15 protein-coding genes and 1 pseudogene are annotated in these 21,908 nt (G+C 51.4%); 8 read left to right on the top strand and 8 right to left on the bottom strand.

Annotated features, from left to right (window positions below; all coding sequences use genetic code 11):
- Positions 1-370 precede the first annotated feature (370 nt).
- On the bottom strand, positions 371-1,141 hold the full coding sequence (locus tag TRICHSKD4_RS16225) for a response regulator transcription factor (protein WP_009467976.1): 771 nt from the start codon (positions 1,139-1,141) through the stop codon (positions 371-373).
- A 517-nt stretch (positions 1,142-1,658) separates the two neighbouring features.
- The gene (locus tag TRICHSKD4_RS16220) at positions 1,659-2,990 is read right to left on the bottom strand and encodes a hypothetical protein (protein ID WP_040617023.1); all 1,332 of its coding nucleotides are present in this window, start codon (positions 2,988-2,990) and stop codon (positions 1,659-1,661) included.
- Positions 2,991-3,839: 849 nt separating this feature from the next.
- On the opposite strand from TRICHSKD4_RS16220, the gene TRICHSKD4_RS16210 reads away from it, so the two are divergent.
- Both TRICHSKD4_RS16210 and TRICHSKD4_RS31730 read left to right on the top strand, forming a co-directional pair.
- Positions 3,840-4,394 carry a hypothetical protein gene (locus tag TRICHSKD4_RS16210; RefSeq protein ID WP_009467973.1) on the top strand — a complete coding sequence of 185 codons (555 nt, stop codon included), beginning with the start codon at positions 3,840-3,842 and terminating at the stop codon, positions 4,392-4,394.
- A 245-nt stretch (positions 4,395-4,639) separates the two neighbouring features.
- The gene (locus tag TRICHSKD4_RS31730) at positions 4,640-5,080 is read left to right on the top strand and encodes a flagellar biosynthetic protein FliQ (protein WP_009467970.1); all 441 of its coding nucleotides are present in this window, start codon (positions 4,640-4,642) and stop codon (positions 5,078-5,080) included.
- A gap of 130 nt (positions 5,081-5,210) precedes the next feature.
- Here TRICHSKD4_RS31730 and TRICHSKD4_RS16195 read toward each other — a convergent pair whose 3' ends face one another.
- Entirely contained in the window at positions 5,211-5,963 is a 753-nt protein-coding gene (locus tag TRICHSKD4_RS16195) for a tetratricopeptide repeat protein (protein WP_009467969.1), read from the bottom strand.
- 368 nt (positions 5,964-6,331) lie between these two features.
- On the opposite strand from TRICHSKD4_RS16195, the gene TRICHSKD4_RS16190 reads away from it, so the two are divergent.
- Positions 6,332-7,078: a trans-aconitate 2-methyltransferase gene (locus TRICHSKD4_RS16190; RefSeq protein WP_009467968.1), complete on the top strand. Its 747-nt coding sequence runs from the start codon at positions 6,332-6,334 to the stop codon at positions 7,076-7,078.
- Between the two features lie 15 nt (positions 7,079-7,093).
- Here the strand turns inward: TRICHSKD4_RS16190 and TRICHSKD4_RS30845 are convergent, their stop codons facing one another.
- Together TRICHSKD4_RS30845 and TRICHSKD4_RS16180 are read right to left on the bottom strand one after the other, a co-directional pair.
- Positions 7,094-8,632 (bottom strand): hypothetical protein, encoded by a 1,539-nt coding sequence (locus tag TRICHSKD4_RS30845; RefSeq protein WP_168157040.1) that lies wholly within the window; start codon positions 8,630-8,632, stop codon positions 7,094-7,096.
- A 181-nt stretch (positions 8,633-8,813) separates the two neighbouring features.
- Positions 8,814-9,881 carry a methyltransferase gene (locus TRICHSKD4_RS16180; RefSeq protein WP_208993109.1) on the bottom strand — a complete coding sequence of 356 codons (1,068 nt, stop codon included), beginning with the start codon at positions 9,879-9,881 and terminating at the stop codon, positions 8,814-8,816.
- 145 nt (positions 9,882-10,026) lie between these two features.
- On the opposite strand from TRICHSKD4_RS16180, the gene TRICHSKD4_RS16175 reads away from it, so the two are divergent.
- Both TRICHSKD4_RS16175 and TRICHSKD4_RS16170 read left to right on the top strand, forming a co-directional pair.
- Positions 10,027-11,376, top strand: coding sequence for an IS5 family transposase (locus tag TRICHSKD4_RS16175; protein WP_009465529.1), 1,350 nt, complete (start codon positions 10,027-10,029; stop codon positions 11,374-11,376).
- 223 nt (positions 11,377-11,599) lie between these two features.
- A pseudogene (locus TRICHSKD4_RS16170) lies at positions 11,600-12,945 on the top strand (IS5 family transposase).
- 707 nt (positions 12,946-13,652) lie between these two features.
- Here TRICHSKD4_RS16170 and TRICHSKD4_RS16155 read toward each other — a convergent pair.
- The 3 genes from TRICHSKD4_RS16155 to TRICHSKD4_RS16145 form a co-directional block, all read right to left on the bottom strand.
- On the bottom strand, positions 13,653-14,732 hold the full coding sequence (locus TRICHSKD4_RS16155) for an ABC transporter ATP-binding protein (protein ID WP_009467960.1): 1,080 nt from the start codon (positions 14,730-14,732) through the stop codon (positions 13,653-13,655).
- Between the two features lie 26 nt (positions 14,733-14,758).
- Positions 14,759-16,936, bottom strand: a complete 2,178-nt coding sequence (locus tag TRICHSKD4_RS16150) for an iron ABC transporter permease (protein ID WP_009467959.1) — start codon at positions 16,934-16,936, stop codon at positions 14,759-14,761.
- Between the two features lie 97 nt (positions 16,937-17,033).
- On the bottom strand, positions 17,034-18,050 hold the full coding sequence (locus TRICHSKD4_RS16145; protein WP_009467958.1) for an ABC transporter substrate-binding protein: 1,017 nt from the start codon (positions 18,048-18,050) through the stop codon (positions 17,034-17,036).
- Positions 18,051-18,314: 264 nt separating this feature from the next.
- Here TRICHSKD4_RS16145 and TRICHSKD4_RS16140 point away from each other — a divergent pair, with 264 nt between their 5' ends.
- The 3 genes from TRICHSKD4_RS16140 to TRICHSKD4_RS16130 are packed head-to-tail and all read left to right on the top strand — an operon-like array spanning position 18,315 to position 21,635.
- The gene (locus tag TRICHSKD4_RS16140; RefSeq protein WP_009467957.1) at positions 18,315-19,073 is read left to right on the top strand and encodes a response regulator; all 759 of its coding nucleotides are present in this window, start codon (positions 18,315-18,317) and stop codon (positions 19,071-19,073) included.
- Positions 19,070-19,594: a sensor histidine kinase gene (locus TRICHSKD4_RS16135; RefSeq protein ID WP_009467956.1), complete on the top strand. Its 525-nt coding sequence runs from the start codon at positions 19,070-19,072 to the stop codon at positions 19,592-19,594. Before TRICHSKD4_RS16140 ends, TRICHSKD4_RS16135 begins: the two co-directional genes overlap by 4 nt.
- A 19-nt stretch (positions 19,595-19,613) precedes the next feature.
- A complete protein-coding gene (locus tag TRICHSKD4_RS16130) occupies positions 19,614-21,635 on the top strand; it encodes an ATP-binding protein (protein ID WP_050763450.1) in 2,022 nt (673 codons plus the stop codon).
- Positions 21,636-21,908: the final 273 nt, after the last annotated feature.

Raw genomic sequence — 21,908 nt, 5'->3', positions numbered from 1 at the left:
CGGCGGGGATTTCGGCGTTTCAGCTCCCTCGTTGTTGGTTTCTTATAGTGCGTGTGTCTCGCAACTTAGGGTCAGATCATTCGCTTTCCATCCCGCTCGAGGTCGCGCGCACCAACCGGTAGACAAAACAAGAGTGACTCTCGCGAGCCTGATCGGGCTTATCGATCGGGCACGATTGTTGGAGCGGCAATTATTCGGTCAAGGTGCGGGAGCAGCGTCCGCAAACACGAAGGGCTGGAGGATCAATTTCGGAGAATTGGTCGACAAAAGACCAGGCTTCGGAAAATTGCGCAGCTGTCGTGCCAGACGAAGCTGAGCGTTTTCTCGGGAAACGGGTGTTTTTCAAGGAAATCAGATCGGCAAAATGCGGTTATATTTGTGTGGCCGATCTGTACTTTTGAGCAATTTCAACAAGATCGCTAAGGCCCATTGCTTTCGTCTTGCGTTTGATATTTGCGCGATGGGCTTCAACTGTTCTTGCAGAAATATTGACGATTGGGGCGATCTGTTTCGAGCTCAGCCCTTTCGCAACCAGATGTAGAACTTCTAGCTCGCGCTGACTTAGTCCAAACTCGTTGTCGAATACGTTTTGGTCTTCGATGACCAATTCTTCCTGGTGTTGAACTTCTGTGCGCAGTGAAGGAAACTCCTTGCTCAATGCCATGGCTTCGGAAATTTCCCGCGAAACATAAAATCCCCCAAATCCCACGGCGCGGATGGCGACGCTGTATTCTCCGGAGGATGCGTTGTCACCAAGCACGGCGTCAACGTTCATGGAGAAAAGGTTTCTGGCAACGGCTCCGTCTGTCGGTGTCCTGGAACTGATAACCTTGATATCCGGGTACTGCAGCTTGGTTTCTTTCGGGAGCTGAAAACCCGACCCGACCATGACGTCGTAGGCTGCGACGATCACGTCCGGCATGACTCTGGGAACCTTGTTCAGCAAATCTTCAAATGTCGGGCAGCTGTACACCAAGAAAATGTGCGCTTCCGCGTCCATGAGGTCTTTGAATTGATTGGAAATTTGTTCAGACCCATCGCAGAGCGCAACAATGGTTGCACCTTGCTTGCGCAGATGCTGGGCTCTTTCGTTGGGCCCCTCTGTCAAAGGGGGATTTTTAACCAGAGTTGTCTGTGACATGAATCTTGCTTCGTTTCACCAACCTAAACTTTCACCGATTCAACCCGAAAGCGGGCCAGTCCTACCCTAAATTGAGCTGCCTTAGCATTTTCTGCGTACAGAGCATTGATTCCACAGGCTTGTTTCAACTTACAAAATAGCAAGGCTGAGTGAAATAAAAGAGCCGTATTTTTTACCTATTGACCTAGGGGCAGCATATTCAAAGACCAATTCCCGAGGTGAATTAGCAGCTGTCTCTGCCATTTTTTATTCAGCCGATTGTAAGTCTATGCCTCCCTGCAGATATGTTGCAGCGAGGTGGGATAGGTCGCATTGCAGTTCGGAAGCAGCTTGAAATCAGGTAGGTGTGGGGACTGAGACTGGAGCAAGGTGAAGCTTGAACTTCATGTTAAGATTGCACCTTTGGATCCGATTGCGGTTCGCGCCAGAACCGAATTGAAGTTCAAATCAAACAATCCGGTTCTGGCGCGAAACACCAAATTCTGCGGTTGACACCGAAGGTCACCGTTTTTGTCACTCAGGTTTCGTCCGCTTCATAGGCTGGATTGTCCTGACCTTGCATAGCGTTCATCTCGATATCTTGTTCAGGTGGGTTGGTTTGTCGTCGCGCTTGCAACATATTTCCACCCATTGAAGCGAGGTGTATCGAGCCAAACCATAGCGTCAGGAACGTTGCCATGCCGGCTGCCGCAACCTGATCTGCCGTATAGTAGTTCTCACCGTTCTCGCCTTCCGTGCCGGACATTTGTTTGGACACGGCGGTTGCTGCAACCATACCAAGCACACCACCGACGATTTTTCCAACCTGCTGTTTGAAGGCCTTGCGCACGTCGGACCTTACGTTCCAGATGTCCTTGAAAGCGTCGACAATTTTTCGGCCAAGAGATTCATTGGAGGGCACCGTGTCCTGCCTTTCGTATGACTCCGTCATAACAGCTTGTACAGCTTCAGTCATGGCTCCCTGCAACAATCCGCCCGCCCATGATTGGGCACCATTGAAGGCCTTCTGGACCCAGAGGTTGTTTGCATAGTCCGGTGGCAATTCAACGCGCACGGCCGATCCACCGGCATATGCGGCGATAAAAGCAGCAAAGACTGGAATATCGACGGCGGCTATTTCTGCAAGTTCAGCTGAGCCTCCTTGCCGGAGCGCGGCATTGGACGGTCCACCTAGCGCGGCCTTGATTTTCTTGCTGATTTCAGAGCCAACCGCTTGGTGAAAGAAGCCGACAGCTATTCCGCCGAAGACGCCAGAAACATAGTCGGCAATTTCCTTTTGGTCTTCTTCCGACATGTTCAGGTCCAGAGATTGGATAACTTGCGAAACAACGGCCTCGACCATTGGCTTGATGAACCCGAAGGTTGCGCCTGTTGCCAGCATTTGCGCCAGGGCTGAGATCAGCAGGTCTTTTGCTCTGAATTGCCTTGGGCCTTCCGCCGCAGCGGCAGCCCCGCCCGGCTGGGCAACCTCCACTTGCTGGTCGGTCTCGACCTGTTCACTTGAGCGGGTTTCATCCGGCGCATCCTGCAAAGACGGCACAGAACCTGAGGATGAGCCTGACTGGGAGTTCTCTCTCGTGGCGGCAGCAACTTCAACAAGTACCTTTAGACCGGCGAGCAGAGCTTTGGGGGCGTCAGTGAAACCGGAAATTGAGAGAAGGACCGAAAGTGACCATCCAAGATCGTCGTCCCGAACGAGTTTGAGATAGCTTGAAAAGGCCTGCCTTTCTTCGGGACTCAGTTTCTGAAAGACAGAATTGATCTTCGAACGATCCGCATCGGAAAGATGGTTGATTTCATTGAGGAACGGGGCCTGTTCCGCCGGTGCCTGCTGCGCGTCGTTCCTCACCTCTGGCTCAACCGAAGCCGGCTTTTCCAAAACGACTTCTTGCTGTTGTGATGTCCTTTTCGGCACCGCGCCAAGGTTTCTCGGCGGTTGTTGATCCTGTTGTTGGGTCGGCGAAGCAGCCCTCTGCTGCGCCACCGCAGGATTTGGAGGCGTCTGGGGCCTCGGAAAGGACCCCGGTTTGGATGTCTGAACCCTTGGGGGTGGGGGAGAGGGCCTCGGTTGGGGCCGAGGGGGAGAAGGTGTTCTGGTTCTAACTGGCCTGAGCATTTCAGATTCCTCCAATAGAGTGATCTGACCCAGAGGTTCTGCATATCGCTCGGGAATGAACAGTGTTGATTTGTACGAACGCGTGCGAAATACCTACCAAATTGAATTGAACACCAGATTTGTCAGGTATGGATACTAAGTAAAAAACACGAACGACCCAGCAACGACGAAGAGTATAGATGGGAAATTCAGGAAATATATTTTTGTATTGAAATAACTATTTGGTGATCTGGTAAAATTTTTGGTATTATCGGTATGTATAAATAATGTCTAATTCAGATTATATTAGGTAAATTTGTGTTTTATTGTTAAATTGAACAGTATAAATTGATGTAGATTCGAAAAAAAGATATAATTTTTGCTATTATACTATAAATCATTTTTGTGGTCTAGGTGAAATTTTCTCATTGCTCCAACGTCTGCGGCTGCGGCAGCGGCGTGAATTTCGACCTAAGTAATAAATACCAATTTTTACTTTTGGCCACTTAGTAGAGGCTCTCTACGTGGCATTTGCTTGTACAAAAAAATGCAGCGGACTCGAAATCGGATCTGCATGCATCGTAAGCAAGAGAGGATTGGACCGTGACAGCTATTGATCAGAAAAACATTGCTTTGCAGTTGGTGGTTTCGGTGCAAAGCGGAGGCGTGAACAGTCTTGCCAGAGATGCGCTTCTCAAATTGCTTCACCATAGCAGCCAGCCGCAACGCGAACGCAAGGAGAGATCCGGGTCTGATTGCTGGAAGGATTTTTGCCTAGGATCGCAAACGGGTCGTCTGCAATTGGGCGATAAAAAAGATAACGATCTCAAGGGGACCAAGTACGGCGACATTCAGTTCGGTCGTGCCGGCGACGACATAATGAGAGGGTTTGAGGACAAGGACATCCTGGTGCCCGGCAGCGGAAGCAATTATGTCGACGGCGGTGATGATTACGATATTGCGATCTTTTCCGGGGAGAAGGATGAGTATGAAATCCGGAAAACCAATTCGGGTTACATCGTTGCCCACAAAAAGACCGGCGATACGAACATCATTAAAAACATTGAGCGTCTAATGTTCGATGACGAGTCCGTCTCCTTGCCTCTGGATGACGATAAGCCGTCTCCGTGTGAGAAGCGGAAACCCAAAAAATGCTGATCCCGGCTGCGTTTGGGCGAGGGCAGGTCAATTGATTTGGCTTGCCTGTCCAGGGCGCAAGAACTTGGGCAAAGCGTTTCCTTCGCCAGCTGTTGACGAATATGAACCTTGCAGCTGCGAACAAAGATACCTTCAGGTCTTTGCTTGATACAGCGCTGATTTGCGCAGGTTTCCCAGGTTGTTCAATTGGCCGGGGATATGCGTGTTGAGACTGAGTTTCCATATTTTTGATTTGAAACAGCCGGGTGAATGGAAACCCAAAAAGGCGCTTCCGCGGCAATGGCAGACCTTTCCGACTGAGCCGGATTGCATTTGGCTTCCAGTTGCTCAACAATGTTGCCCATACCTTTGGAGGTCATCAAGAAACGCATCCTGCACTTTCGCTCCTGACACGAACTGACCGAATAATTGCTCACGTTGAGGCGACCATCATGTCGATGTCATTTTTGATAGAGAGTACGATCGCGTTGATAGTGGAAGTGTCAGTTCCAATTCTTGCTGTGGCAACGATCGTTGGTCTTGTAATTTCTATTTTTCAGGTATTGACCCAAATTCAAGAGCAAACGTTACCTCAAATCGCAAAAATAGTTGCTGTGATCGCGTTTATTCTACTGTTTGGCTCTGTCTCAGCAGTCAAGTTTGTTGTCTTTATGGAGACAATGCTTGAAGGTGTTGCAAGCGTTTGAAAACTGACGCCATTCGAATTTGGCGTATTTGCTGGTTTTTGAAAAAGGGTTGGTCGATTTGAAGCTTGGTCGCCGTAGTTATTCTTCTAGCTGAAGTCAAAAGGGGCGTTTTTCCGCAGAACCGAAACGGTCAAGGATCTTTTGCGCTCGCAATTCCAAAAGCCTTCACACCGTTTTTCCGTGCTTTCTGACCAATTTCAAAAATTTTCTGTTCGGTCGCGCTCGATATTGAAAATGCGGCGGCGTCGCGTTTGGTCAAGTCCCGCCTTCCCAGCAGAGCGCCGACAAGCAATAGATTGTGTCTGTGCCGCAACTGCGCATCTGGTGAGAACGCAACTTCCCTCATAATTTCATAGGCTTCAGATTTGCCTTGAAGCGCCATGGACAGCGCGAGGTTGTTTCTTGCCGCTAGATTTCGTGGGTGTTGCCGAATTATTTGCCTGTAGATGGTGTCCGATGACTGATAATCCTGCATTCCATCGGAGGCGATGCCCTTGATCAGGTAATTTTTGCTGGTTCTCTGATGTGTGATGCTGCGGTCTGCAAGAGACAAGGCGTCCTGATATTGACCCAACGCCAATAGCGAGTGTGCGTAACCAACAAGAGCGTAGGTGTTGTTGGGGGAAAGCCGTAAAGCCTCACGGAAACTGGCTGCAGACTCCGACCACTGCGTGGTCTCAACATACTTGTTTGCGAGTATGAGAAGGTAATTGATGTTATTTGGATCGTCGCGAATGGCCTTTTTGTAGAGAGCAATATCGACGACGTTTTCAAATTTCTGTTGACCGGATCGTTGTTGAAATCCCTCGCCATTCGAGCACGCGGAAACCAGCAATGCCAGACACGCAGCCAGTATCTTACAGAGAGGGAGACCGTTTGCCATGAACCGCTCCAGATAACTTACGGCAAGCAACAATACTCGACAACTTGACATTTTTTTATTGCTTGCTTTAGTGGTTGAAATAGAATCAACAGCAGCTGAACAAATATCATTGCAACGCAAAAAAACAAAGTTCTACATATCTATATCGTCTCTCTTTCCCCTGAGGAATTTAGTTCGGTGAGGATATCGCGTTTCGTTGCCAGAGGCCGAGGTCCGCAATTCCAGCTGTTGAGCCTAAAATCTACGCGCGGCACCCCATCAATTCTGCAGATGAATATAGAAACGCAAATAATACTCAATATAGGCGAAGTAAGACCGGATATATTTAATAGGAAAATTAGACTTAATGTCTTTGTTTGAGGTGTTTTATGGTTGATATCAATATCAAATTTTATGAAGAGATGTCTGGTATCTATGACAGTTTGTACGATGAGCGATTTGAGGAATTTAACTTCTACAGAGAGATCGTTTCTAGTGCCGACTCCGTCCTCGAAGTTGCATGTGGCTCCGGCACGTTGACTGAGGTTCTCACGCAGAACGCGGCTTCGGTGGTTGGGATTGACGCATCCGCTGAAATGTTGCGACGCGCGCTCCTGAAAATGCCTCAGTTGTCGACAGAAATTGCTGATATGCGTTCGTTTGATTTGCGCCGCAGGTTCGACCTTGTCGTCTGCTCTTTCAATTCCCTTCTGCATCTCGATGCCAAGGACATCCCATCTGCGTTGAAGCGTTTTGCGGCCCATGTTCGCAAATCAGGTCGCGTTATTGTCGATGTCTATAATTTGGACGAGAGGATACTGCCTGCAGGAGGGATTAATATTGAAAAGAACGTCGTCGATCAGCAAACGGGCAAGGAAGTTGCAACTTCACAGTTTCTATTGCTCGATTCATCCAGGGGAAAACTGATCGTTGCAGTCACCGTCAAAGACAGACGAAACGAGCAAATTTTGACGACCAGCCAGTATTCTTTAAGCGTAATTTCGCCAGAGACACTCGACTTGGCCTTTGAGACGGCAGGCCTCCGGATTGTCGAGAAATATGGAACTTACGACCGCGTTCCGTTCAACAACCGGCACCCGAAACAAATCATTGTCGCGGAGCGCGCGGCTGATTAACGAGGGTACAAGCGATCATCTTACCCTCCTAGCGGCGTCCGCAATACTGTCTTGTATTGTTTTCTGCAGGTCTCTTTCCTCGCTTCGAAGTTCGGCCTGCCGTTCCTTTATTTTGCCTCGCTCTTCGTCTGTTAGATGCGTTTGCTCGTCCGCATTTATTGCTAAAAACTCAGTATGGCCGAGATTATAAATTTGATCAAAAGTCATTTTTTTATCTTCGCCTTCGCCTTCGCCTTCGCCTTCGCCTTCGCCTTCGCCTTCGCCTTCGCCTTCGCCTTCGCCTTCGCCTTCGCCTTCGCCTTCGCCTTCGCCTTCGCCTTCGCCTTCGCCTTCGCCTTCGCCTTCGCCTTCGCCTTCGCCTTCGCCTTCGCCTTCGCCTTCGCCTTCGCCTTCGCCTTCGCCTTCGCCTTCGCCTTCGCCTTCGCCTTCGCCTTCGCCTTCGCCTTCGCCTTCGCCTTCGCCTTCGCCTTCGCCTTCGCCTTCGCCTTCGCCTTCGCCTTCGCCTTCGCCTTCGCCTTCGCCTTCGCCTTCGCCTTCGCCTTCGCCTTCGCCTTCGCCTTCGCCTTCGCCTTCGCCTTCAACTTCGCTTTCACCATCAACTTCGCCATCGACGTCGACGTCGACTTCGGTTCTGCCGTCCTCTTCTTCCACTTTTGGCTTTTCTTCTTGGTCGATCGGGTCAACGAGTTCTTCGTCGCTTTCGATCTTTTCTTCTTCTTTCACCATCTTGGGTGCACTAGGCGACACGCGCGTTCCTGAATCCTCGTTTCTCAGGAACTCACTTTTATAGGGCATGGGTTGTTTCGGGTCGGCCATCTCGGCAAAAATCAGATTGACAAGATGTTTTACCAAACGCGTCATCAGCTCAGGTGAAAGTTCATCTCCAAACAGCCGTTTCAGGACAGCTTCAACCACTCCGGTGATCACGCGAGCTTCGCGGCTCAGCTCTCGAGCTGGTGCCTCTTGTTCAACGGGTTGGCTCCTTTCTGCCTTAACAGGTGGGAGACTGACTGAGTAAGAGTTGGAACTGGATTCATAAGAGACCGGCGGAGTTGGTGCTGGTCGAGGCTGCTCTGTGTACGTGAACCGAATGGTTGGCACGCGGTTTTCGCTCGGTGCACTGGAGCGTGTGGTGACAGGTTGGGTTCTTGCCAGACCAGGTGCTGGCGTTTCGTACTGCTGTAGCAATTGCCTGAAAATAGATGAACCATTGTAAAAAGTTTCGATCGTTTTCCGGTCTGCTCGTTGGGATTGCGGATACTCGGTTCCTGTCAGAGTTGGAAAAAGAGTTCCCAAAACGTTCTTAGTTTCCGTGTCCGTTGGACCCTTGGCGCCCAGTTGAAATCCATCCGGAAAAAGCCTGTCTACCGCCCTGCGGGTGTCCTCCCGGATTGCATAGTTCAACGGGAAGTTCTGGATCAAATCGCCTATTCGGCTACGCTTCAGGTTGTTGCTTTCGGCGCTCGTCGTTGCAGGTTGTGTTGAACCTTGCTGGACTACTGGAGCGGAGCGCTGAGCTGATTGAGGGGACGTTCCGGCGATATTACCAACCATTTCGAGATCCAATCATGATGACGAGTTCATATCGGGCGCCGAAATTTCGCCATTTGCTGCCAGATGAATCTATTCGTATATTTTACCGATACAATCTCCTGTCCACGTTTAGGAAATAGAACTCCGGCGGGTTCCTAACGTTTATAAGCAGTTACAAGAATTCCCCTAAAAGTTGTTACTTTCAATTTTTGCGCTGCGCCAGGATCAGGTGTTCGGTCACCGGCATCAGATCTTCGTATCTTCCGACAATTTGTGTGATCAGATAAATACTGAACCCGCAGCGCTCGAGCACGTCTTCCAGGTAGGATTGGCTGTGCGCAAAACGCATTTTGGGGCCAAGCTCGTAGGGCACGCCGACACATTCGGCTTCATCCAGCGTTTCCGTGGAAAATGCGAAACAGCCACCGGGAACCAATCGGTTTGTAGCCGCAGTCAAAATCGGCTGCAGATCACCAAGGTAGGGAAAAACATCGGTGGCCGAAATCAGCGACCAATTCGGATGGTTCCCGTCGGTAGTATGGAACTCTTTTAAAAACTCTACTGCGTCGCCAACATAAAGTTCGTCATAGACCTGTCTGTTTGCGGCGACACTCAAGGACAACTCGGACAAATCAACACCGGTTCTGTGCTCGGTGTGGTCAACGAGTGCTTCTCCTCCAAGACCGGTTCCGCACCCAAGATCGAGGTAGCGCTCAAATGTCCCGATAGAACAGGAATTTAGAACTTCCTTGAGTTGATACGGTACACAGTACCCAAGATCGTCGACGAGAATTTTATCGAATTGGTCTGCGTAGTAATCAAACAGCGATGCGACATAGGCACTGGGCATCTCTTCAAATTGTTCATCGAGTCCCAGAGCCGCCAAACGCACACCAATTCCGTAGGAATCTTCAGGATCCAGTTCAAGCGCGCGGCGATAGGCTTTTTCGGCCAGCGCGATTTTGCCTTCCTTCTCAAAATCGAGTCCCTGACCATAGGCTTCGCTAACAGCCGCAGGGCATGCTTCGATCGCAGAAGAAGCGCGTTCAGGCATGAACACACGGTAAGAACAATCAAACGATGTGTTTGAGGGGGCAAGACGTTTGTCGACCGAGGGTAACTGAGGCAACTTTCTTCTCCAATTGAATAATAAATCAAAGAAGGAAGTGATTTTTACTTGAGAGAAAATTCGTAAATTATACGACAACGAAGATAAATTAGGTTTGATTTTAATTATATTTCGAAAAATTATTCTTTGAATATATATCATATAAATTCCTCTTTGAGGTATGACGGTATTTGGTTCGCGCTGAAAAACCCCTTAACTGATTGAAGAGTATGGATACCCATTGGGTTTTGGATGTGTGAATATGCCGGTTAGTTGATCCGAAGCACGCATTTTCTGGCATATTCTCATGAGACCTTCAAAACGCAACAAACGGTGTGGCGATCTGTTCAAGGAACGCCTGGCCGCAATCATCGATATGAACCATTCGTTGGTGCGGCTGTCTGGTCTGATGCCTTGGGATGAATTTGATGCGGAGTTCGGCAGGCATTATCGCCCCTTGGGACGACCGGCCAAACCAACGCGTCTGATGGCCGGGCTGCACTTTCTCAAGCACATGTACGATCTTTCCGATGAAGAGACGGTTGAGCGTTGGGTTGAAAACCCCTACTGGCAGTCTTTCTGCGGTTTTGAGTTTTTCCAGCACCAATTCCCCATTGATCCCTCAACCATGACCCGCTGGCGCAAACGGATTGGTCCTGAGGGAATGGAAAAGCTTCTTTCTGCTACGGTAGGTGTTGCGATTGAGAGCGGGACGATCAAGAAGAGCAGCCTTGAGCGGGTCTTGGTTGATACGACCGTTCAACCCAAAGCCATTGCCCATCCCACCGATAGCCGTCTTTATCACAAGGCCTTGCAGCTTCTGGTGCGCCAGGCCAAGAGGGCCGGCATCATCTTGCGTCGCAGCCATACCAGAGTTGCCAAAAAGGCGGCCTTGATGGCGGGCCGTTATGCCCATGCCAAACAGTTCAAGCGGATGCGCCGGGAACTCAAAAAGCTGAAGACCTATCTGGGCCGGGTCTATCGCGACATCTCCCGCAAGATCGCAGGCAACGAAGGTCTTGAGCACCGGTTCTCCCGTCTGCTGGGACTGGTGGAGCGGCTTCTGGCCCAGACCCCCAAGGACAAAAACAAGATTTATTCCATGCATGCGCCGGAAGTGGCCTGTATTGCCAAGGGCAAGGCGCGAACACCTTACGAGTTCGGGGCCAAGGTTGGCATTGCCACGACCAATCGGGAAGGATTGGTTCTTGCGGCGAGGGCTTTTGAGGGCAATCCCTATGATGGGCACACCTTGAATGACACCATCAGTCAGGCTGAGAAAGTCTGCGGCACCAAAGCTGAGCGTGTCTATGTGGACCGTGGCTATCGGGGGCATGATTATGAGGGCGACGCCAAGGTCATGATCTCCGGCCAGAAGCGCGGGCTGACGGCACAGATGAAGCGTGAGCTGAAACGACGATCAGCGATCGAGGCCACCATCGGCCACATGAAAACAGATGGACGACTTGACCGGAACTTCCTCAATGGCAAAAATGGCGATGCCATCAACGCCCTGCTGGCCGCAGCCGGTCATAACCTGCGTCTGATCCTCAATGCACTGATCATTTTGCTGCTCTGGATCACAAACCCCATCCCCAAACCGGTCAAATCGAATATTTGCGTATTGCTTCGGCCACGCGCAACATCAATGGCTTAGACGTTGTTCAGGGCGGACTATTTGTGGTTCTTGAGCGAGCACGGGCCTGATTTCGTGAGACCTTGTTCTGACCCGCAGTCGGGCTGCTTTTGAGATTTGGAGGGTCAATAGTTCGCGCTGAAAAACCCCTTAACTGATTGAAGAGTATGGATACCCATTGGGTTTTGGATGTGTGAATATGCCGGTTAGTTGATCCGAAGCACGCATTTTCTGGCATATTCTCATGAGACCTTCAAAACGCAACAAACGGTGTGGCGATCTGTTCAAGGAACGCCTGGCCGCAATCATCGATATGAACCATTCGTTGGTGCGGCTGTCTGGTCTGATGCCTTGGGATGAATTTGATGCGGAGTTCGGCAGGCATTATCGCCCCTTGGGACGACCGGCCAAACCAACGCGTCTGATGGCCGGGCTGCACTTTCTCAAGCACATGTACGATCTTTCCGATGAAGAGACGGTTGAGCGTTGGGTTGAAAACCCCTACTGGCAGTCTTTCTGCGGTTTTGAGTTTTTCCAGCACCAATTCCCCATTGATCCCTCAACCATGACCCGCTGGCGCAAACGGATTGGTCCTGAGGGAATGGAAAAGCTTCTTTCTGCTACGGTAGGTGTTGCGATTGAGAGCGGGACGATCAAGAAGAGCAGCCTTGAGCGGGTCTTGGTTGATACGACCGTTCAACCCAAAGCCATTGCCCATCCCACCGATAGCCGTCTTTATCACAAGGCCTTGCAGCTTCTGGTGCGCCAGGCCAAGAGGGCCGGCATCATCTTGCGTCGCAGCCATACCAGAGTTGCCAAAAAGGCGGCCTTGATGGCGGGCCGTTATGCCCATGCCAAACAGTTCAAGCGGATGCGCCGGGAACTCAAAAGCTGAAGACTATCTGGGCCGGGTCTATCGCGACATCTCCCGCAAGATCGCAGGCAACGAAGGTCTTGAGCACGGGTCTCCGTCTGCTGGGACTGGTGGAGCGGCTTCTGGCCCAGACCCCCAAGGACAAAAACAAGATTTATTCCATGCATGCGCCGGAAGTGGCCTGTATTGCCAAGGGCAAGGCGCGAACACCTTACGAGTTCGGGGCCAAGGTTGGCATTGCCACGACCAATCGGGAAGGATTGGTTCTTGCGGCGAGGGCTTTTGAGGGCAATCCCTATGATGGGCACACCTTGAATGACACCATCAGTCAGGCTGAGAAAGTCTGCGGCACCAAAGCTGAGCGTGTCTATGTGGACCGTGGCTATCGGGGGCATGATTATGAGGGCGACGCCAAGGTCATGATCTCCGGCCAGAAGCGCGGGCTGACGGCACAGATGAAGCGTGAGCTGAAACGACGATCAGCGATCGAGGCCACCATCGGCCACATGAAAACAGATGGACGACTTGACCGGAACTTCCTCAATGGCAAAAATGGCGATGCCATCAACGCCCTGCTGGCCGCAGCCGGTCATAACCTGCGTCTGATCCTCAATGCACTGATCATTTTGCTGCTCTGGATCACAAACCCCATCCCCAAACCGGTCAAATCGAATATTTGCGTATTGCTTCGGCCACGCGCAACATCAATGGCTTAGACGTTGTTCAGGGCGGACTCAATAGAACTCCGGGTTGGCGTTCTGGACCGCGCTGGAATCGCACTGATTGCATTTTTGTTGTACAAAAAAGCGCTGCACTTTTTTGAGTGCAGCGCGAAGTGGAGACTTAAACTACGCTTGATCAAGGTGGGGAGGATGTGTTGAGCATTCTCTTGCATCTCGTGGTGGGGAACAATGTCGCAAATCGGCAGCGCCAGAGACATTGTTGAAATTCTCTTAGTATTGTTCCGCAGATAGTTGCCAACGCAATTGAGTGTTTAGAAGTCTGGCGCGCGGAACAGGCATCGGGTTCAAGCAAGTACTCCAGATTGCGTCTGAACAAATGCAGAACACTATTGGAGGAGACAATGCCAATAGGGATTAGCAGCGAATTCAAGTTTCACCGATTTGAAGAATTTGATACCGACCGGGGAGGTGAGTTGAAGCCAGTTGCTTCCTCGGATCTAATTGTCAAATCTCCGCCGGAGCATTTCTGTGAAAATTGCTTCGGAGAGGACCTCAGCGGCAGAAAACAAAAAGCTCTCGAAATTCTGGAATCGTCGCTACGCCGAATAGACTTGAGCAAACGCATTTAGAGTTGCTCATTGTTTCTTTCGATTTACGAGAGAAAACAATTTTCGAGAAGGCCGGGAGCTGAAACTCTTGTTTCTGCAGCAGCATATTTGCGACGGCCTGCCAACGCAATCTCAAGGTGAACCGGTCTCTTCCGTTACAATCCTTGCGGCGGAAAGATCAAAACGGATCGAGACGTCATCGCCTGGGGCGAAAGGATCTTTGGTCACATCGCAAACCACAAAAAGCTCTCCAAGTTCACCCGCCACCGTGTATTGAATTTTGTTTCCCAGGTATGCGGCATAAGAGACAGACCCGGTAAAATCCTGAGCACCGTTCGGAGGGCTCAATGAGATGTCATGAGGCCTGACCACAAGCTTGGAAGGCCCAGTGTTTTTGGCTTTGCAGGCAACCGACAACGGTCTGGATGAAACTACAATGTTGGATTGTTCGTCGTTTGCCGAACGGACCTCACAATCAATCAAATTGGCGTCGCCAATAAAGTCGGCAATAAAGCAGGAATTCGGCATTTCATAGAGGTCGCGTGGGGTGCCTTGTTGCGCGATTTCTGCGTTTTGCATCACGATTATGTGGTCAGAAACGGCCATGGCCTCTTCCTGATCATGGGTCACGTAAACGGCCGTGAGACCCAGTTCCTGCTGGATCTGCCGAATTTCTTCGCGAACGAGACGGCGGAGTTTTGCGTCCAGGTTCGAAAGTGGTTCGTCCAGCAACAAAACTTCCGGTTCCAGAACGATTGCACGGGCAACGGCCACTCTTTGCTGTTGTCCCCCCGACAGCTCGCTTGGCAAACGGGCACCAAATCCACCTAGGCCAACCAATTCCAGACCGTGTTCTGCTTTCTCATGTGCGATTTTTTTGGGCAGGGATTTTACCGTCAAACCGTAGGCAACGTTTTCCAGCACGCTCATGTGCGGAAACAGCGCATAGGATTGAAATACCATTGAAACCGCGCGATAGGTTGCGGACAGATGGGTCACATCCCGACCACCGATAAAGATCCTGCCACTTGTCGCGCTTTCCAGACGTGCAATCAGCCGCAACGTTGTTGTTTTACCGCAGCCACTTGGCCCGAGCAGGGTAACAAGCTTTCCAGGTTCAATCGTCAGGTCCAGTTTTTTCAATGCGGTGACTTCACCGTATTTTTTTACCACACCCTCGAAATGCACCGAGCCTTTGTCATTGTTCTTCATCATCAAACTCCTGAAGATAACAGATTTCAACCAACGGGCTGGAGGCGGTTGGCACGGCGCAGCTTTCGGGTGCCTATCGCTGCCTGGAGCAGCAGGATTGCCGTAAGCATGGTCACGATCAAAACCGCGGAATATGCAATGGCCAGGCCGAATTCGCCGTTTTCGACTCGCCCGACAATGAACGAGGTCGCCATGTTGTGTTTGGCACTCACCAGGAATATGACCGCGCTGACAGATGTAATGGCTCTGACGAAACTGTAGGTTAGGGCAGCCAGAATGGCAGGTCCCAACAGCGGTGCGATCACGCGCCGAACCGTTGTAAAACTGTTGGCGCCAAGTGTGATGGAGGCCTCATCCAGGCTTTTGTCGAGTTGAGACATGGCAGCAACGCCTCCGCGCACTCCAACCGGCATATTGCGGAACACAAATACGACGATCAAAATGATGCTCGTCCCCGTCAGCTCAATGGGGGGGAAATTGAACGCCATGATGTAACTGACGCCAATGACAGTTCCCGGAATTGCGAAACTGAGCATCGTACTGAATTCAAAAGCGTCTTTTCCGGCGAACTTCTGACGCACCAGCAAATACGCTGTTGCTAGACCGACCAGAGCGGTCAATGGCGCCGCGATTGTCGAAATGGTGAGGGTGGTAAAGTAGCTGTCCCAGGCAACGCCAGTCCACCGAATTCCGTTCGTGAAATCGATAGAAAATGCGCGCCTGTAATGATCGAATGTGAAGCTGTGATTGTAGCCCCAGAGTTTCACGAAACTGCCGAAAAGGATCATGCTGTAGACAACGACAGTGAATACCGCCCAAGGCAACGCTGTCGCGTAACAAGCGGTGCTAACCAGCGGGCTGAGCGTCGCATGCTGGCCTGAATCGGCTTTCCCTGTGACGGTAGCGTAGGACTTCTTTCCAAGCCATTTCCGTTGAACAAAGAAGGCTCCCAGCGTCAGGCTGAGGAGGGCTATCGACAGGATCGCAGCCTTTGCGGGATCAGCGACAGTGCCGATGATTGCGAAGTAGATTTCGGTTGAAAGGACGTTGAAATTCCCCCCGAGCACAAGCGGATTTCCAAAGTCGGCAATGCTTTCGATGAAGCCCAAGAGAAAAGCATTGGCCAGACCTGGTCTCATGAGTGGCAACGAAACATAGCGAAAGGTTTGCCAGCAGTCGGCGTCCAGCGTTTGCGAAGCCTCTTCCATGGATGGGCTGACGCCTTCAACAACCCCGATGAGGACAAGAAATGCAATTGGTGTGAACGACAGCATCTGCGCCAGATAGACACCACCAAAGCCGTAGATCCAACGGGTCCGCTCAACACCGAACAGGTCAGCAAAAACGTTGGTTATGGTTCCCGTTCGCCCGAATAAAAGAATAAGCGCGAGGCCAATCACAAATGGAGGTGTGATGATTGGAATGACGGTCAGAACACGCAGGAGCCTTTTGGCCCGAAAACGCGTTCTGGTGAAAATCAATGCGAACGCTAGACCCAGCAGTGTCGTACCCGTGCCGGTCATAATGCCCAGGATCACGGAGTTTATCGCAGCGCCGCAAGAACCCCCGACAAAACAACCAAGTCCCCAGATATCGGCGGAAAAGAAGCCGAGCAGGAAGTTGGAAAGCGCGTAACCGCCACCTTCGATTTCGAACGCGCGGATCAGGATATGGGCGACTGGAAAAAATACAAAGATACCGACCAGAGCAACGATCAGTCCGATTGTGCCGATGATGAATGCATCGCCTCTTCCCTTGCCTAAAAATGAGAGGCCGGTTGTCAGCACGAATAACAGCGAAAGGCAGGATACGAATGCACCTGCGCCCAATCCTGCCTGTCCACCACCTGCACCTAAGTTGGTGAACATGCCGGCCAGAAGCCTTGGCCCGTCACGCACTATCACCAGGCCCTGCAATGCCGTGTAGGCCAGGAGCAGACTGGCGACAGCCACCAGCAATCGTGCCGCTGAAACCTGATGGATCGGCAATACCTGAATTGCTGCGAGAGCAGCGAATCCGAGAAATATAGGTAACAGCCAGGTTTTGCCGTGGAGCGTGCCCATAAGCAGTGCCGATCCGTTGTCATCGGCAGTGAAATCGAAAACCCACGAGAATGACCAGAAACCACTGTCTGTCATGTACCAAGGCGGCAGACAATATCCAGCCAGCCCCACAAGCAGCCAAAGGCTCGCGGTGCGCTTCATCTAAATGAACCTCAAATGTTTCGGCGGAAGAATTTCAAGTGCTGGAAGCGCGGCGAAAAACAGAAATCGCCGCGCTTCAGGCGAAAAATCGCTACGCTCAGTTCCGTGAGGGTTTCACTTCCGCATCCCACCGGCTGAGCAGGCGTTCACGGGTATCCGAAGCGCCGTAAGTCGCAAAGTCATAGTCAATCAGCTTGATCGACTCCAGGGCAGGAGACTCAGGTGGCACCGTCGCATTACTGTTGGACGGGACGTTGTAAACGCCAACTTCAGGCCCGCGCGATTGAGCTTCGGCACTCAGCACGAATTCAACCCATTTTTTGGCGCCATCAAGGTTGCGCGCACCTTCGATGATGCTGACGCCTCCCACTTCGTAGCCGGTACCCTCACAAGGGGAGACAATCTTCAATGGGAAACCGGCTTTTGCCAGCTTGACCATGTCGTGCATGAATCCGATGGAAATTCCGGTTTCGCCACGTGCGGCTGCTTTGGATGGAGCTGAACCGGATTTTGTGTAGGAATTCACGTTGTTGCCAATTTCGGCCAGCAGCTTGAAGGCGTCGTCTTCCCCAAAAAGCTGCACGAATGTAGCAAGCTCCGTATAGGCTGTTCCTGAACTGTTCGGATTGGCAACCTGAATTTCGCCCTCAAAACGCGGATCGGCAAGATCTCTCCAGCAAGCAGGGGGGGCTATTTCTTTTGCAGCCAGAAGTTCCGAATTGTAGGCGATCCCCAGCGCTCCAGCGTGTATCCCGACTGTACGACCCTTTGAGATGTTATACATGTTCACAGCCCAACCCAACAGCTCGTCGGTGTCGGCGCCTGAGGGCTGCGTGAGGTTTTCGGAGGCGGCAATCAGATGGGGATCTCCGGTTCCTCCCCACCAGACATCGATTTTCGGGTTGCCTGCCTCTGCGCGTACCTGCGCCAATGTCTCGCCGGTGCTTTTTCTGACCATGGAGACATCGATCCCGGTTTTTTCTTCGAAGGCGCCGGCCATTAGATCGCACCAATCCTGCTCGTTGCTGCAGATGACGCTGAGTTCGTCAGCGGCGGCGCTGGTTGAAAGCACTGCGGCGAATGCAAGTGCGCACGCTGAAGCGAGCTTTTTCATGTTTTCCTCCCAAACACTTCAACCTTGGATCAGCCCTTTAAATGCAGGCTCCAAGGCTTCGTGCATGGTATTGGCCACAGCGCGAGATTTACGAGGAAAGACAAATTAACAGTCCTACGAAACCTGCGGCAATTTGTTAACAATATTACAAATGTTACGAATTGAACTCGAAATTCAAACAAAAAACCCCGGGCTCTGTCTTTGTGTGTGTGCACAATGGGGTCGGGTAGGAGTTCTCGAGAGGGACCGTCGCGAGGTTGGGGGATGCGGCTTTTGGAGACAAGCGTCGACAGAAGGGCACGAGTTGCCATAATTGATGATGACAAAAATGTCCGTCAATCGCTGTGTGATCTTTTGCATGAAAATGGATTTGATCCAATCGAGCTTGCGTGTAGCCGCGAGTTCTTTTCCTTGGGAAGCGACGCACCGGTCGACCTTGCCTTGATCGACTTACGTCTGGACGGAGAATCCGGACTTTCGCTCGCGATCCGCATCCGTGAAACCCAGGACCTTCCGAATGTCATGCTGACCGGTGTTGGCGACGAAGTGGATAAGATTGTCGGTCTTGAAACCGGCGCCGACGATTTTCTGATGAAGCCGTTCAATCCACGCGAGTTGATCGCAAGAATAAGAGCGGTCTTGCGGCGATATGGTGTTGCCTACGCACGCGAGACAAAACAAGCTGAAAAGATGGGGACCGCGTTCAGGTTTGGTGATTTAATCCTCGATGTTGAGCGACGAGAACTGCGATATGTGTCGGGGGAGGAGGTTTCTGTCACCAACGCGGAGTATCGGCTGCTGGAGTACTTTTTGCGGCACCCGAACGAGACCATTCCGCGAAAAAGACTGCTGGAAGAGCTGGGCAGCGATCTCACTCACTACGTTGACAGAACAATAGACGTCTTGATCCTCCGTCTCAGACGCAAAATCGAACGGGTTCCGTCTAAACCCGCTCATCTGCAAACACGTCGAGGGTTGGGGTATGTGTTTGTCGTTGATATCGGACGTGGGGAACCGAAGTGAATGGTGCCCCAAAACTGAACATCCGGCAACGTCTTTGGATTGCTTTGGGGCTGCTCGCATCATCAACGCTGTTTGTTGGGGGCGTTGCGTGGTTTTCGTTGGATCGAGCAAACATCGGTCTGGAAACGCTTCATCAACAGACACTTTCTGAAGTTGCGCGCGTTTTAAGGTTGTCCCGGCAATCCTCGGATATAGCAGCCTCCGCCCCATTTTTGCTCAGCTACCCGTCTGCCTATCTCATTGAGAAAGAGGGCAAGTCGCTGGCCCAAACGCTGCAGCAGGTTGCAGACGATTGGCATTCGGTGGGCGCGGAGCCAAATTTCGAAGTCGCAGCTTTTCACGATGAGATAAACGCCGCGATTTCGGCAATGAAAACCGCAATTGAAGAACTGGCGGTATCCGCGGAAGCCCTGACGGTAGAAAGGGAGGCAACCGAGACGCTCGCCAAGCGGTTGGGGGGGGGGAAATGCCTATTACAGCCGGGCAATCAAACCCTCAATCGGAGATGCGGAACGTCGTGAATGGCTTTCCTTGCAGGCAATGGCCAATGAACTGGTCGGGGCCGCACACGCAGAAAATCTGTTGGGTGTCGGAGAGCATCGCCGTAATTTTCAACGCCTTTCCCGGTTGTTCGATGAAGGCGCAGTTGAGCTGAGCAAAGCACGGGAGGTCGTCGACATGATGGACCTTGCCTACGGTCGGGAGGGGTTGTTTGAAAGCAGACGCCGCGAACTGAGCAAACAGCTGGCGGCACAAAATGCATTGTTCCGCATCCGTTCAAACGCATCCCTGATCAACAACCTGTCTGGCTCGTTTGCCGGGAATGCAGAGCGTATTCTGTCAGCCGAACGTGACAAGACAACTTCCGCGATCGGTTTTGCAAAGATCGTTATCCTGGCGACAGGGGTTGGCGCAGTGTTGATCGCACTCGCGTCTGCCATGTTTGTCGCGCGCTATGTCACCGCCAATATAACTTCGATTTCAAACGCAATGATGCGCTTGGCCCAGGGAGATAGGGCAACGCGTCTACCGCAGAAACTGGCAGCAAACGATGAGATTGGAATTTTACAACGCTCTTTCCGGGTCTTTCGAGCCAATGCGCTGCGGCTCGACCGAATGAACCAGAGGCTAAATCGACAAAATGCACTGTTTGAGCGCGTTTTTTTGAACATTACCGATGGCGTTGCAATCACGGACCCGGAAGGCCGCCTGACCGCAGTAAACCCAAGCTTTTCCAAAACGCTCAGACTGGATCCGAGCCTCAACCCAGTAGGTGCGGAAATACAAGTCGTGCTTAGAAGTTCGATACTTGCGGAAAACAAGAGCAACTGGCGTTTTGACGAGAGTTTTGCGGGATTTAGTGAAATCCACGGCGACAACGGTCTCGTGATCGAAATTCGACGCAACGCTCTCCCTGAAGGGGGCGGGGTTTGGTTGTTTTCCGATGCAACAGAGCGCCGACAGGTTCAGGATCGGTTACGCCAAATTCAACACATCGAAGGACTTGGAAAAGTCGCCGGTGAAGTTGCGCACGATTTCGGAAATATATTGTCCAGCATCGCGTCCAACGTTCATCTTGTTGAACAGAGTCGAACTAATGCGCAAACGGATACCTATTTTTATCGAATGCGCAACGCCCTTGAGATAGGGACATCATTGGTCCAGCGACTGCTTGCATTTGCGAAAAAGCAGGCACTTATGCCTGAAGTTATCGATTTAAATGAGCTTATTGCAGGTTTGATAGACCTAATTGAGGTTAGCCTCAAAGACGGCGTTGCATTGGAAACCCAACCCGGTGTTGGGCCAAACTATGTGCTTGCCGATCCCGGGCAACTGGAAAGTGCGATCCTCAATCTCTGTCTAAACGCCGATCAATCGATCAAGAGCGCTGGCCGCATAAGAGTGTCCATCAGGCGTCCAGATAAATCTACAACGGTAGTGAGCGTGACCGACACGGGTTCGGGCATGGACAAGGCAACTCAGCTGCGGGCCTTCGAACCCTTTTTCTCGACCCGATCTGGTGAAAACGGAACGGGCCTAGGGTTGGCCATGGTCTATGGGTTTATGAAGCAATCGGGCGGCGACGCAGCAATTTGCAGCAAATGCGGAATTGGCACAAAAGTCAGCTTGAGTTTCCCAACCGCTCAGGTTGCTTCCGAGACTCCCAGGGAAATCGCCAGCGGCCAAACTGCTCTTCTTGTTGAAGATGACCCCGACACAATGCGCCAAACAGCGTCCTGTTTGGAAAATGAGGGATTTAGCGTAACACCAGCAAGCACCCTTGAAGGCGCGATGACCCATCTGGATAAAATTGAGCACCTCGACTTATTGGTGACAGACCTAAACCTTGACGACGGAAAAACGGGTTGGCCCCTCGTCAAGCAGTGTGAAGATAAATTTGCGGACTGTCAGATCATTGTCGTTTCCGGACGCCTGCCAGAACGGTTTTTCGACGGTTGCGAACAATTGAAGGCGCGGACTGTTGCATTGGTGGAAAAGCCGTTTTCGCAGGAAAAACTAGAAAGCGCACTGCAAGGACGTCGTTGCGGAGCTTGCGCCTAGTCCAAAAAATGGCGGATTGGTTAGGTTGCCTTTAGCACATGCTCGTTTAGGCAACTGCTCGCCTCAAGAGGAGGGGACGCAAAACTCTAAAGTGCCATCTACGCAATCACCACAGCATTCATTGTGTTCGAATCTCTCCACTCGGACTAACTGTTTCCCGAATGCGCCGTTTATGTTTATTGATTTCGGTTCCCGGTCTGCATCACAGTAGTCTAGGCTTCGGTCAGAGCGGGCAGATCCATGTAACCCCAAGGGATCTACACCGCCTAGCTC

Origin of the sequence: Roseibium sp. TrichSKD4 (assembly GCF_000148725.1) — a bacterium.
Taxonomy (GTDB): Bacteria; Pseudomonadota; Alphaproteobacteria; order Rhizobiales; family Stappiaceae; genus Roseibium.
The sequence above is the reverse complement of the archived record's forward strand: the minus strand, read 5'-3'. Positions and strand labels throughout refer to the sequence as shown.

Coding starts and splice junctions, on each gene's coding strand:
- TRICHSKD4_RS16225 (WP_009467976.1), bottom strand. CDS start 1,141: ATGTCACAGACAACTCTGGTTAAAAATCCCCCTTTGACAGAGGGGCCC.
- TRICHSKD4_RS16195 (WP_009467969.1), bottom strand. CDS start 5,963: ATGGCAAACGGTCTCCCTCTCTGTAAGATACTGGCTGCGTGTCTGGCA.
- TRICHSKD4_RS16190 (WP_009467968.1), top strand. CDS start 6,332: ATGGTTGATATCAATATCAAATTTTATGAAGAGATGTCTGGTATCTAT.
- TRICHSKD4_RS30845 (WP_168157040.1), bottom strand. CDS start 8,632: ATGGTTGGTAATATCGCCGGAACGTCCCCTCAATCAGCTCAGCGCTCC.
- TRICHSKD4_RS16180 (WP_208993109.1), bottom strand. CDS start 9,881: ATGATATATATTCAAAGAATAATTTTTCGAAATATAATTAAAATCAAA.
- TRICHSKD4_RS16175 (WP_009465529.1), top strand. CDS start 10,027: ATGAGACCTTCAAAACGCAACAAACGGTGTGGCGATCTGTTCAAGGAA.
- TRICHSKD4_RS16155 (WP_009467960.1), bottom strand. CDS start 14,732: ATGAAGAACAATGACAAAGGCTCGGTGCATTTCGAGGGTGTGGTAAAA.
- TRICHSKD4_RS16150 (WP_009467959.1), bottom strand. CDS start 16,936: ATGAAGCGCACCGCGAGCCTTTGGCTGCTTGTGGGGCTGGCTGGATAT.
- TRICHSKD4_RS16145 (WP_009467958.1), bottom strand. CDS start 18,050: ATGAAAAAGCTCGCTTCAGCGTGCGCACTTGCATTCGCCGCAGTGCTT.
- TRICHSKD4_RS16140 (WP_009467957.1), top strand. CDS start 18,315: ATGCGGCTTTTGGAGACAAGCGTCGACAGAAGGGCACGAGTTGCCATA.
- TRICHSKD4_RS16130 (WP_050763450.1), top strand. CDS start 19,614: ATGGCCAATGAACTGGTCGGGGCCGCACACGCAGAAAATCTGTTGGGT.